The organism is Corynebacterium sp. LaCa_70 (assembly GCF_058182015.1).
In genome coordinates, this window is sequence record NZ_CP190914.1 from 937,867 (window position 1) to 950,079 (window position 12,213).

At 54.7% G+C, this 12,213-nt stretch carries 8 protein-coding genes and 1 tRNA gene; 7 read left to right on the forward strand and 2 right to left on the reverse strand.

Annotation, left to right across the window (positions count from 1 at the left end):
- The 4 genes from ACP8MI_RS04250 to ACP8MI_RS04265 all read left to right on the forward strand — a co-directional run bounded on the left by ACP8MI_RS04250 (position 1) and on the right by ACP8MI_RS04265 (position 5,646).
- The gene (locus ACP8MI_RS04250) at positions 1-873 is read left to right on the forward strand and encodes an SWIM zinc finger family protein (RefSeq protein WP_152671615.1); all 873 of its coding nucleotides are present in this window, start codon (positions 1-3) and stop codon (positions 871-873) included.
- 29 nt (positions 874-902) lie between these two features.
- Positions 903-2,093 carry a metallophosphoesterase family protein gene (locus ACP8MI_RS04255; protein WP_284589526.1) on the forward strand — a complete coding sequence of 397 codons (1,191 nt, stop codon included), beginning with the start codon at positions 903-905 and terminating at the stop codon, positions 2,091-2,093.
- Positions 2,090-5,035 carry an AAA family ATPase gene (locus tag ACP8MI_RS04260; RefSeq protein WP_249606455.1) on the forward strand — a complete coding sequence of 982 codons (2,946 nt, stop codon included), beginning with the start codon at positions 2,090-2,092 and terminating at the stop codon, positions 5,033-5,035. The genes ACP8MI_RS04255 and ACP8MI_RS04260 overlap by 4 nt, the downstream gene beginning before the upstream one ends.
- An 89-nt stretch (positions 5,036-5,124) precedes the next feature.
- On the forward strand, positions 5,125-5,646 hold the full coding sequence (locus tag ACP8MI_RS04265; protein WP_249606456.1) for a MarR family winged helix-turn-helix transcriptional regulator: 522 nt from the start codon (positions 5,125-5,127) through the stop codon (positions 5,644-5,646).
- A 90-nt stretch (positions 5,647-5,736) separates the two neighbouring features.
- Here ACP8MI_RS04265 and ACP8MI_RS04270 read toward each other — a convergent pair.
- Positions 5,737-5,810, reverse strand: a tRNA-Arg gene (locus tag ACP8MI_RS04270).
- Between the two features lie 97 nt (positions 5,811-5,907).
- Positions 5,908-7,524 (reverse strand): alpha/beta fold hydrolase, encoded by a 1,617-nt coding sequence (locus tag ACP8MI_RS04275; protein WP_284589528.1) that lies wholly within the window; start codon positions 7,522-7,524, stop codon positions 5,908-5,910.
- Between the two features lie 180 nt (positions 7,525-7,704).
- On the opposite strand from ACP8MI_RS04275, the gene argS reads away from it, so the two are divergent.
- The 3 genes from argS to ACP8MI_RS04290 all read left to right on the forward strand — a co-directional run bounded on the left by argS (position 7,705) and on the right by ACP8MI_RS04290 (position 12,202).
- Complete coding sequence (argS, locus tag ACP8MI_RS04280; RefSeq protein ID WP_239211994.1) at positions 7,705-9,357, forward strand: arginine--tRNA ligase; 1,653 nt, start codon at positions 7,705-7,707, stop codon at positions 9,355-9,357.
- 4 nt (positions 9,358-9,361) lie between these two features.
- Complete coding sequence (lysA, locus tag ACP8MI_RS04285) at positions 9,362-10,717, forward strand: diaminopimelate decarboxylase (protein ID WP_249606458.1); 1,356 nt, start codon at positions 9,362-9,364, stop codon at positions 10,715-10,717.
- A gap of 153 nt (positions 10,718-10,870) precedes the next feature.
- The gene (locus ACP8MI_RS04290; protein WP_018119991.1) at positions 10,871-12,202 is read left to right on the forward strand and encodes a homoserine dehydrogenase; all 1,332 of its coding nucleotides are present in this window, start codon (positions 10,871-10,873) and stop codon (positions 12,200-12,202) included.
- Positions 12,203-12,213: the final 11 nt, after the last annotated feature.

Genomic DNA, 12,213 nt, shown 5'->3' on the forward strand with positions numbered 1-12,213 from the left:
ATGAATGATAAGCGTAGGCAGAATGGGGTGCCCAAGGGCGTGAAAGGCTCTGAATCGGATTCCGGGGCGGATAATGTCATTTATGCGAACTTTGGCGCACGAAAGCGGGTAGAAAAAGCCTCTGACTTGCATGAGACCGCCCAGCACATGCAACGCTTACGCCCATTGCAGGGTTCTGCTGGGCTGGAGCTACGTCGGATGATCCTAGAGAATGCGGATAACGGACGCTATCAGCGCGGTATCGATTACGCTCGCAGCGGTCATGTAGTGGAGATCGATATTCACAACGGTGCTGCGCATGGCAAGGTAGCCGGCTCACAGAATCAACCGTTTTCGGTGCTTATCCAGCTTCCGCCGCGGTCGGTTTCTGAATTGAACTCAGTAGGGCGGATGTTGGCAGAAACTTCCGGGGCGATGGAGCGAGTTCGTGCCGGTGAGCTTGCCGACGACGTGCTGGAAGTGTTGCTGGCAGAAGAGGATAGTGATATTCGCTGTTATTGCGATTGTCCGGACAGTGCCTGGATCTGTAAACACCTGGTCGCATTTGCCGAAGCGCTGAGCGGAAAATTAGATGCCGATCCGGCAGCCGTTTTTCATCTGCGCGGAATCTCACTGCGGCAACTCGAAGAGATGATCGTTGCCTCCGCACAGGACGTTGCCCGCAAAGCCACTGAAGATGGTGCAGAGACTTTTTGGAGTGGCAGGGAATTACCAGCTGTGCCGAGCCCGAAGATTGCCCCTGCGCTGGATGATTCAGACCCAGACCTTCTGCGCAAAGCATTGCGTGCAGTCAGCCATACCAACATTGATTTGCTGCGTGCCGTATCCGATATCGAAGATATGTACCATCATTTAACGCACAGGAAGCAGTAATGTGAGACGGCTGTGTTAACAATGTAGTTGTGAAGCATTCGAGCACAGATCAAAACGTCACTTTCCTCCACACTTCCGATTTCCAGTTGGGTATGCATCGCCGTTTCCTTGACGGCGATGCAGGCGCACGCTTTGAAGAATCACGTTTGCTAGCGATTGAAAAATTAGGTGAGCTCGCTCAACAGGAAGGCTGCGCGTTCATTCTTGTTGCTGGTGACGTCTTCGACGATAATTCTTTGGAGCGACGGACATTGGATCGCGCCTTAGAGACGATGCAATCGCTACCGGTGCCGGTGTATTTGCTTCCGGGTAACCATGACCCGCTCGTGGCGGATTCCATCTTTTTCAGCGCACGGGAATTGACCAATATTCACGTCATCGATAACAACACGCCACAGGAAGTAGCAGATGGGGTCGAACTTGTTGGCGCTCCTTTGCTGGTGAAAAACCCGGATCATGACTTGGTAGCTGCCGCACTAGAGGGGCTGAAACCAACGAGCGCCATCCGCGTGATGGTGGGTCACGGGCAGGTGGAGTCGTATGGCGATGAGATCAAGCCCGATTTGATCGATCTGAATTGTGTGGAAACAGCTTTAGCGTCCGGGACTATCGATTATCTTGCGCTGGGTGATACCCATTCCACGGCGTCACTGGGCACCACCGAAAAAGTATGGTTTTCCGGGGCACCAGAAACGACGGATTTTCATAAACTAACGGACTGGGGTTTTCCCACAGACGGCGGAGAAACCGATTCCGGCAACGCGTTGGTAGTCAGTATCACCAAGCCCGCCACACACCCCGTGCAGCAAGCAGAAGTAAGCGTCGTCAAGCACGCTATTGGCCAATGGCAATTTCACGCACTTCAACCCGAACTCGATGATGCCGCTACTGTTGATGGGTTTCTGAATTACCTGCACAGTTACGACAACAAGCGACGCACGGTGGTGAAATATTATCTGCACGGGGCGTTAAGCTTGACCGATACCATGCGGTTGGAGCGTGAATTAGCGGATCTTCGTCCTAGCTTCGGGGCACTGTATGAATCGCGGTCGTCGCCGGGGCTGAATCTCCAGCCAGAAGCCGATGAGCTAGAAAATCTCGACGTCAGTGGCTATGCCCGAGCTGCGCTTGAAGAGTTGTTGAATGATGCTGACCACGACTATGCCGCGCGTGATGGCGCACACTTACTATTCCGATTGACGAAGGAGGCGCGCCGATGATGCGTATACACGGACTCTACCTGCACAATATCCGAGGAATTAGCCAGCTGGAGCTTTCTGAGTTACCAGAGACGGGCGTCGTCGTGATTCATGGTGATAATGAGGCAGGAAAATCCACCATCATGGACGCCATCGACGCGTGCCTGAATTATAAGTATTCGGGGTTTCCGAAAGATATTAAGTCTCTCGTGCCTGCCGACGGTTCCGGATGGCCGGAAATACGGCTTGACCTATCGATTGGTCCGTACCGCATGGAAATCTACAAACAATTTTCCAGCTCGGCCGCGAGCAAAAAATGCGAGCTGAAACTCCACAGCCCGAAAAAAGCACGTTTGCGTGGTGATGAAGCCGAAAACGAATTCCGCTCCATCATCAGTGAATATCTTGATACCGACCTGTTGGATGCATTGTTTGTCCGACAAGGAAAACTACACCATTCGCTCGCCGCGGCCGGCATCCCCAGCGTGGAAAGCTCATTGCAATCCGGGCATTTCTGGAATAAAAACAACGGCTCCGCGAATGCGACGGCGAAAGACACCGCAGACATAGCAAGCGAGAGCCCCGAAAACGCTGGCTTTTTTACTGTGTCAGGCACGAACACGGAACAAGCGCAGGAAGAATCGCGGCTGCTTGCGGCCGTCAACGCAGAATATGCACGTTATTACACTGCAAAGACCGGTAAGTCTGCGAAAGAGTTGAAAGCTGCAGAAGAAGAACTCAGCGCTGCTCAAACCCGTTATGACGAGGCAAAAAAGCAGCTCGACCACGTAGCTGGATACGTTGCAGAATACGAAGAACTCAGTGAACGGGAAAAACTCGCCGCGGGCGAAATCCCCAATGCAGAGCAAGAATATGCCAATGCGGAAGCTGCGAAGCAGAATGCGGAAACAGTACAGCAACGGCTGAGCGACGCTGTGGACTCGGTACGGCAAGCAATGCAGCAGAAAAATTCGCAATCAGAGCTATTAGAAGCCCGTACTGCTCTGATCGACGAACTTGCGCAGGAACAATCGCGCCGGGACGAACTGTCCGCGCAGTTGCAGCAGGCAGAAGAAACGGCAGCGCAAGAAGCAGTAATTATTGACCAGTTGCAGGATACGAAAAACAAGGCTGATGCAAAATACCGAGCGCAACGGGATCGGCACAAGGCAGTCCGTATGTCCTCGAACAAACTACGCAACGCACAGCGGGCACAGGAACTGCGCGATTTACTAGATACGGTAGAGGGGATTGATACAAAGATCGCGGAAGCGCGTGCGGAGCTGGCGGCTTTACCTGCGTATGTAGACCGGTCTGCATGGCAACGGCTGCGCCAGGCACACGATGATGTGGTGGTTGAGCAGAAGCTTGCCGACGCCCATGCTGCGCGTCTGGAACTGTGTGCCGGTTCTCCAACTACGGTCACTGTCGTAGATGATGCCGGTAGCCGCGACATTTCTCTCGGATCGGCTGTGCAGAGCGGGGCCGGAGAACAAGAGGAGCAAGCTACCGAAAAATTCCAGCCGGAGCACAGCCTTGCGCTTTCCGACGGCATGTCGGTGCAGTTTGGCGATATTACTGCGGTCTATCGCAGTGGACAGCGGGAACAGGAAGACAGCCAGTCCGTACTATCTGCGCTGGAACAGGCTCGGGCACAATTAGACGAACTATTGCGTGAATTCCATTGCTCTGATCTGGAGAGTGCAGAAAAGATTTATACCAGGTGCGATGCGCTTGATGGAGAAATCACTGCTTTGCGGAACCGGCGAGCTGGTGTCGTAGGTGATAAGGACATCGACGATGTGGTCCAAGAGCTTGCCGGATTAGATCAGTACGCCAAGGATGGTGGAGTCGTGGATTTGGGTACTGAACCTGACAATGAACCTGGCGCCGAACTTGACACCGAACCTGGCACCGAACCTGGCACCGAAATGAGCGCAGACCAGCTAGCAGGGTTGACTGCTGATGAGATTGCAGCTGAACTGAGTGCTGCCGAAGCAGCTGAAGAACGGGCACGTGAAGAGTTGGAAGCCGCAGCAAACAAGCTTGCGGCTTATGATGGTCGGCCTGCCGCAACGGAAGCGATGCGTGTGCGTGAACGTTATGGTCTCGCCAATGAGCGCGTTGTTGCCGCTGAAGAAAAAGTCTCGGCGACTGCGGATTCTGCTTCGATGGAGAAGCTGCGCGAAAATGTTGAGCTTGCGAATATGCATTGGCAGCAAGCGCTCAACGAACGGGAAGCTGCACAAGCCGCTGCCGATGATGCCGATGTTTCCATGGCCATGCGGAATTGGGAGGGCGCGAAAGCGCATCTAGCTCAGTTGCAGAAGACCATGCGCGACGCCGAGAATCGAAAGCTAGCCCTAACCTCCCACATCGAGGCAGCTACCGGCGCGGCGGAGCGGCTACACAAGGCCGAGGCGCAGCTGGAGAACCGAAAAGCTGACTATGCAGTCGTCGAAAGACGTGCCCACGCTGCAGCCCGCCTACGGGAGACGTTAATCCGGCATAGGGATGCTGCACGCCAGCGATACATGGAACCATTTGCCCGTGAACTTGAGCGTTTCGCTCGCGTGGTTTTTGATCAATCTGTCAGTTTTGAATTAGATGAAAGCCTCGCGATTTCTCAGCGCATCATTGGTGATCAGGCTTTAGAGACTGAGCATTTATCTGGCGGAGCCCAGGAGCAATTGGCGTTGCTGGTTCGTTTTGCGGTTGCTGCATTGACTGCCCGTGGGCAGCAGGGCAGTACTGCCGCAGGCGAGCTGCCAGTAATTCCTGTGCCGGTTATGGTTGACGATGCGCTGGGATCGACTGATGCGCGACGGCTTCGGCTTATGGCGACGTTATTTAGTGAAATTGCCCGACAGACTCAGGTATTTGTGTTGACGTGTATGCCGGAGCGCTATTCCCGGGTGGTGGGCGCCCAGCGCTATTCGATGCGTGAGTTGACCGCAGGTTAGCTTCATTGAGCAGGCGCCTGAATAACCAGCACGGTAGTGATTAATCCGGTGAAATCTGACTTGTCAACAAAATTCGTTAGTATATGTGCATGGCGGAACCAGTACGTTGGCTTGATGATCATGAACAAGACCTGTGGCGTAGCATCTTGCAGGCAAACCGTAAGATCAATCGCGTTTTAGACGAGACACTGCTGAATGCTAGCGGATTGTCGACTGCGGAATACGGGGTGCTTGTCGTTCTTTCGGAAGCGCCCAATCACTGCCTGCGCTTGTGCGCGTTATGCGATGAATTGGTGTGGGACCGGTCCAGAACTTCGCACCAGATCACGCGTATGGAAAAGCGGGGGTTGCTACGTAAAGAACGCTTCAGCGGTGACGGCCGCGGCGTCAGCGTAGTGCTGACCGATGACGGTATGCAACGGCTGCAAAAAGCAGTGCCTGATCACGTGGAGTCTGTGCGCAGGTTGATTTTCGATCACTTACATGAGGACGATAAACCAAGCATTCAACGGTTTATGAATGCCGTGCTCGCGGTGGACAATATCCCTGGATATGAAGCAGCCGATGGTTGTCCACCGTCTGCACCGTCTGCTCCCAGGCAGGATAATTAACAGGCTTATGTGCGATAGAAAATGAGCTAAACGACGAAAGTCTCGAGAACATCGTAGAAAACAACAACGATGTCTCGAGACAACACAGCGTGCCCCCGAAAGGGTTCGAACCTTCGACCTTCGGTACCGGAAACCGACGCTCTAATCCGCTGAGCTACGGGGGCAATCCGGCGGAATTTACCGCGACCTAAATACTAACACCTCATCGCACGTTGGCAATAATTAGCAGGTCGCGGGTGGTTCTGTGAAAAATAGGGCTGGTTATTGCTCGAAGTAGCCCGGTGCATCGGACTGCTGTGGGGTCTTGCCGGTCCGAAGGTAGTCTACGACGATATTGTCGACGACTTTGTTGCCGTTGCCCACGTGACCGTGGCCTGGGCCATGAACGGTGAGAACGTGCGCGTTCATGACGTCGGCAAGAGCTTTGTGGTCAGCGTAGACGGTTTGTGGGTCTCCAGTGGCACTGACCTGAAGCGGTTGCACGTCAAGTTCGGCACCATCCAAGTGAGCCACTCCGGTAATCGGTGCCGCACCGTTGCAGGTGTGGCCAGCCGCCAAGCTGTAGGAATTGGCAGTAGGAATATCACTGACGACAAAGTTTGCCCACAGGTATTCCGGCAGCAACGCAGGGTTCGTTGGCGTCGTGTTTTCATTGCAGACTAATAACTGCTGCGTCGCAATCGTGGCAACTTGCGCTTGTTGGATCTTCTCAATTTCTGCATCACTGAGTTCGGTAGGCTGTTCCAGCTCAGCAAACATATCCTCGCTGCCATTGATGTGTTTCGCGAGCTTGTCCCATTGGCGTGGTTGCGGAACCAACTGGTGGGTAACGATAGCGGTCAAGGATTGATCGAGGCTGGCGCCAGGGGCGAGTGCGGAACGCGTTAAATGTTCCAGCTGGGCAGAACCCTGACTCGTGGCATTGATAATTTCTGTGCCGATTGCGCCGGACCATTCCAATCCTGCTGGTAGGTCACCAATTCGGGCAGCTGGGGGCAGATTGGTGGGGTTTACTCCGGATTCTTCCAAAACCTTGCGTGACCACGAGTTATAGGCGGCTAGCGGGGTGGTGCCGAGGCCATAAATGTCATTGCGGTCAGCCACATAGGTGAAAAAATCTGCGTAGGCGTTGTCGTATCCCCGTTTTTGTTGCGTGAGTACACCACCCCACGAAGCATAGGGGTTCATGGCGGAATCGAGGATTAACCGATCTGTATGTTGTGGGTACGCGCTTGCGTATGCAGATCCCAAGTAGGTGCCGTAGGACAAGCCTAGGATCGAGATTTCGTCGTATCCCAGAGCCTGGCGTACCCACTCCCAATCATGCGCGGTGTTCTGCGTGGTCAAGGAATCGGTGTATCCCGGTGTGGAATTTTCGCAGGTATCTTTCCAGAATCCGCCAGGGTGGGTGATGGGATTATTGGCAATGACATCTCGGGGTTCATCGCAGCGCACTGGCGTAGAACCCGGTAGGCCGCGTGGCTGGACGACGATACGGTCCCATTCTTGGGTGATGCCTTCCGGCCATTCGAACATGTCACCGGCGAAGTAAGAATAACCGTCTCCGCCAGGTCCGCCCGGGTTGCCGAATAATGCACCGCGGGAGCTTCCAGAAGCTTTCTGCCGGACGAAGCCGACGGAGATGGTGCCAGCTTCTGGGTTGTCGTGGTAGGTAGGAACGTCGATGCGGCCGCATTCTGCGTTGTCGTCGGTAACCTGCGCGGGGCAGTCTTCCCAGGTAATTTCCGCATTGCGTGCGGGGTGTTGTGCGATTCCGGCGTGTGCTGATAAAGGTTGGAACAACGCAACGGAAGCGCCCAGGCAAGCAACGCTGGCGATAGTGGTACGGCTCCGTTTAAAAAATGGTGTCGAGCGCACTGGCAAGTCCTTCCAAGAAGTGACGAAAGTGAAAATAGTTACTTCATGCGATGCTAGCGGGTTAAGTTGTGCAGGGTGTCGGGAAACGCCGGGCACCGCACGATCGTTCTGTGGCTGTCGAAAAATGTTCAAATTGCCTGTTTCTTAAGCCAGGCTGCTTGTCTATTACACTAAGGAGCTATGACTCCAGCTGATCTTTCCCAATTAATTAAAGACACCGCTACCGCCGTAATGACAGAGCGTGACTTGGACTCGTCTGTGTTGCCTGAGGTGGTAACAGTGGAGCGGCCACGCAACCCGGAGCATGGTGATTACGCCAGCAATGTCGCTTTGCAGGTGGCGAAAAAGGCTGGAGCTAACCCGCGGGAATTCGCTAGCTGGTTGGCAGAGGCATTAGGAGAAAATGCGGCGATTGACCACGCTGAGATCGCGGGGCCCGGATTTCTGAATATTCGCCTAGCTGCCGATGCGCAAGGCGAGATCGTCGCCAAGATTCTGCGCGAAAAAGATGTTTTCGGAAATTCGGATCTGTGTGCTGGACAGCGCATCAACCTCGAATTTGTTTCGGCAAACCCTACAGGGCCTGTCCACCTTGGTAGTACACGTTGGGCTGCCGTCGGCGATTCCTTAGGTCGTGTGTTGGAGGCCAGCGGGGCAGACGTTACCCGGGAGTACTATTTCAACGATCATGGTGGACAGATTGACCGTTTCTCGCGGTCGCTGGTAGCGAATGCCAAAGGCGAGCCGACCCCAGAAGACGGCTACGGCGGGGACTATATCCACGAAATCGCGAGCGCGGTGCTTGAGAAAAACCCAGCTGCGCTCGACGGTGAGCCAGCTGAAGTGCAAGAAAACTTCCGGGCACTCGGCGTGGACATGATGTTTGAGCAGATCAAAGCTTCGTTGCGAGAATTTGGAGTGGAGTACGACGTGTATTTTCACGAAAATTCTCTGTATGAATCCGGTGCGGTAGACAAGGCAATTGCCACCCTGAAGGAGAACGACAATCTGTACGAAGCCGACGGCGCGTGGTGGCTGCGGTCAGAGAAATTCGGTGATGACAAAGACCGTGTGGTGATCAAATCTGATGGCGATCACGCATACATTGCTGGTGATATCGCATATGTTGCCGATAAGTTCGACCGCGGCCATAACCTGGCAATTTATATGTTGGGCGCCGACCACCATGGCTATATTGGACGTTTGCGCGCAGCTGCCCAAGCCCTGGGCTATGAGCCGGATAACGTGGAAGTGCTGATCGGCCAGATGGTGAACCTGCTTCGCGACGGCAAACCGGTGCGGATGTCTAAACGTGCCGGAACCGTTATCACCTTGGAAGATTTGGTCGAGGCCATCGGCATCGACGGCGCGCGTTATGCGTTGGTTCGCTCTAACGTGGATACTTCGGTGGATATTGACCTGGAACTGTGGACTGCGCAGTCAGCTGATAATCCCGTGTACTACGTGCAATATGGCCACGCCCGACTGTGCTCGATTGAGCGGAAAGCCGCAGAACTTGGAGTGGATGCGGATTCTCCAGATCTGAGCTTGTTGGTCCATGATAAAGAAGGCGACCTCATCCGCACCTTGGGTGAGTTCCCAGAGGTGGTGGCAACCGCCGCACAACTACGCGAACCACACCGCATTGCCCGCTACGTTGAGGACCTAGCGGCAACCTTCCACCGTTTTTATGATCAATGCCAGATTCTGCCGAAAGCAGGCGAGCAGGCGCAAGCTATCCACAGTGCCCGTTTGGCATTAGCGCGTGCGACGCGGCAGGTATTACGCAACGGCTTGAGCATGGTGGGCGTCAACGCACCAGAACGGATGTAGTTGTATGAGCATGCACCTTTCTGATTTCAATGAATTGCCAAGCCATGTCTGGCCACGGAATGCGCGTCGTAACAACGACGGTACGGTGACTATTGCAGGCGTGGCCTTGCCAGACATCGTCGCGGAACATGGCACTCCCGTCATGGTTTTCGATGAAGATGATTTTCGCTCGCGGTGCCGCGATATGGCGCAGGCTTTTCACGGGGCTGAAAACGTGCACTATGCTTCCAAAGCGATGCTGTCGACGCGTATTGTTCGGTGGGTCAAGGATGAGGGCTTGTCTCTCGATGTAGCATCACTCAACGAGCTTCTCATTGCATTGCGTGCGGGATTTCCGGCCGAACGCATCACGGTGCACGGTAACACCAAAAATCGCGAATTTTTGCGCCATTGTGTTGCCGCGCGCGTAGGCCACGTCGTGGTGGATGCTCCCGGTGAGCTTGTGGAGCTCAATGAGATTGCTGCAGAAATGAATCAGCACCAGTCTGTCTTCGTGCGCGTAACCCCGGGCGTGGATGCGCATACCCATGAATTCATCGCGACCAGCCATGAAGATCAAAAATTTGGCTTTTCCCTCGCTGCCGGTGATGCATGGCAGGCTGTCGTCGATGCGCACCAAGCGAGCAATGTGGACTTGGATGGCATCCATTGTCATGTAGGCTCCCAGGTTTTTGATGCCGATGGTTTTACACTCGCTGCCGACCGCCTACTGGAATTGTTCGCACGGGTGCACCAAGAGTTGGGCGTGCAGCTGCCGATTTTGGATCTCGGCGGCGGGTATGGCGTGCCTTATCTTGCCGACGACTCCGAGTTGGATATCGCGGGCATTGCTACAGACCTGATCACGGCGGTGAATAATAAAGCGGCATTTCTGGGGATCGATCCGCCACAAGTCGTCGTAGAGCCTGGTCGTGCGCTCGTTGGCCCTGCTGCTGTGACGATCTATGAGGTCGGTGCGGATAAAAACGTGCAAATCGATGACGACCGCTACCGCAGGTATCTCGCGGTCGACGGGGGAATGTCGGATAATATTCGCCCAGCGTTGTACGGTGCTGATTACGACGCGCGCGTGGTCTCGCGGTTTACGGATGGGCACCAGAAATCCACCCGTTTGGTAGGTGCACATTGCGAGTCCGGCGATATTTTGATCCCAGATTTTGCTTGCCCAGCGGATGTGCGCACCGGTGATTTGTTGGGGCTGGCAGTAACCGGGGCTTATTGTTACCCAATGTCGTCGCGGTATAACGCCTTTACCCGTCCTGCGGTGGTCTCAGTCCGGGACGGGCGTGCCGAGCTGATGCTGCGACGGGAAACCATCGAGGACTTGTTGAGCCTCGATGTGGAACCGGATCCACATTAAGCCGTGGCTTCGAGGGATTGCGGGATTAGGCTGCCGATCCACCGCGGCTGAATAAATTTCGCCAAGCAAGCTAAATCTGCCGCTAAAGACGGTACGATTGTCGGCAGAAAACTGTGAAGACCAACGACGATCTACGAAGGAATGCGAAACAACATGGTCGCTAATTCACCTGCCAATACCGACAACAATGCTGGCAAGCCGGTCGGAATTGCGGTATTAGGAATGGGTACCGTCGGTACCGAGGTCATTCGCTTGCTGGCGGAAAATTCCGAGCACTTCCGGCAACGCGTCGGTGGCCCATTGGAATTGCGCGGCGTAGCAGTTGATGACACCTCGAAGCCACGCCGTGGTGTAGATCCAGAGATGATCACCGGTGATGCGCACGCGCTAATTGAGCGTGATGATGTCGACGTCGTCGTCGAGCTCATTGGCGGTATTGATTATCCGCGTGAGCTGGTGCTGGCTGCGTTGCGTGCTGGTAAATCGGTGGTGACCGCGAATAAAGCTCTCGTTGCCGCGCACGCTGATGAACTTGCGCAAGCTGCAGAAGATTCTGGAGTCGATCTGTATTTTGAGGCCGCCGTGGCTGCTGCGATCCCAGTCGTCGGCATGTTGCGTCGTTCATTGGCAGGTGATCAGATCCGCCGTATCTCCGGAATCGTCAACGGTACGACGAACTTCATCTTGGACAAAATGATCACTGAGGGCATGGGCTACGATGAGGCCCTGCAGATTGCTACTGACTTAGGGTATGCGGAAGCAGACCCTACTGCCGATGTCGATGGCCACGATGCGGCATCCAAGGCTGCAATTATGGCATCGCTCGGGTTCTATACTCGCGTTAACTTTAACGATGTACACTGCGAAGGCATCCGCGACATCACCGCAGCCGATATCGCTGCCGCAGACAAGGCGGGATACGTCATCAAATTGTTGGGAATCTGCGAAAAGATCACCGACGATCAGGGCAATGATGCAGTCAATGCGCGCGTCCACCCAACTTTGGTGGCTAAGGATCACCCGTTGGCTTCTGTCAACGAGTCCTACAACGCTATCTTCGTGGAAGCCGAAGCCGCTGGTTCATTGATGTTCTACGGCAACGGTGCGGGCGGTGACCCAACCGCGTCGGCAGTGCTGGGTGATTTGGTGGGAGCTTCCCGCAACAAGGTGCACGGCGGCCGCGCACCAGGTGACAACACCTACGCCAACCTGCCCATCGCCGACTTCGGCGAAGTGCGCACCCGCTATCACATCGACATGGAAGTAGTAGATCGCGCCGGTGTTTTGTCCGATCTTTCTGCAACATTCGCACAGCAGGGTATTTCTTTGCGTACCGTGCGCCAGGAAGAAAACGACAATGGCGTTGCTCGCCTCATCGTGGTTACCCACAGTGCGAAGGAATCCTTGCTGCACGACACCGTCGAAGCACTGAAGAAATCGTCGGACGTTAAGCAAGTGCATTCTGTGATCCGTTTGGACGTATAAGGAATTAGGGG

Coding starts and splice junctions, on each gene's coding strand:
- ACP8MI_RS04265 (WP_249606456.1), top strand. CDS start 5,125: ATGGCGGAACCAGTACGTTGGCTTGATGATCATGAACAAGACCTGTGG.
- ACP8MI_RS04290 (WP_018119991.1), top strand. CDS start 10,871: ATGGTCGCTAATTCACCTGCCAATACCGACAACAATGCTGGCAAGCCG.
- argS (WP_239211994.1), top strand. CDS start 7,705: ATGACTCCAGCTGATCTTTCCCAATTAATTAAAGACACCGCTACCGCC.
- ACP8MI_RS04250 (WP_152671615.1), top strand. CDS start 1: ATGAATGATAAGCGTAGGCAGAATGGGGTGCCCAAGGGCGTGAAAGGC.
- ACP8MI_RS04260 (WP_249606455.1), top strand. CDS start 2,090: ATGATGCGTATACACGGACTCTACCTGCACAATATCCGAGGAATTAGC.
- lysA (WP_249606458.1), top strand. CDS start 9,362: ATGAGCATGCACCTTTCTGATTTCAATGAATTGCCAAGCCATGTCTGG.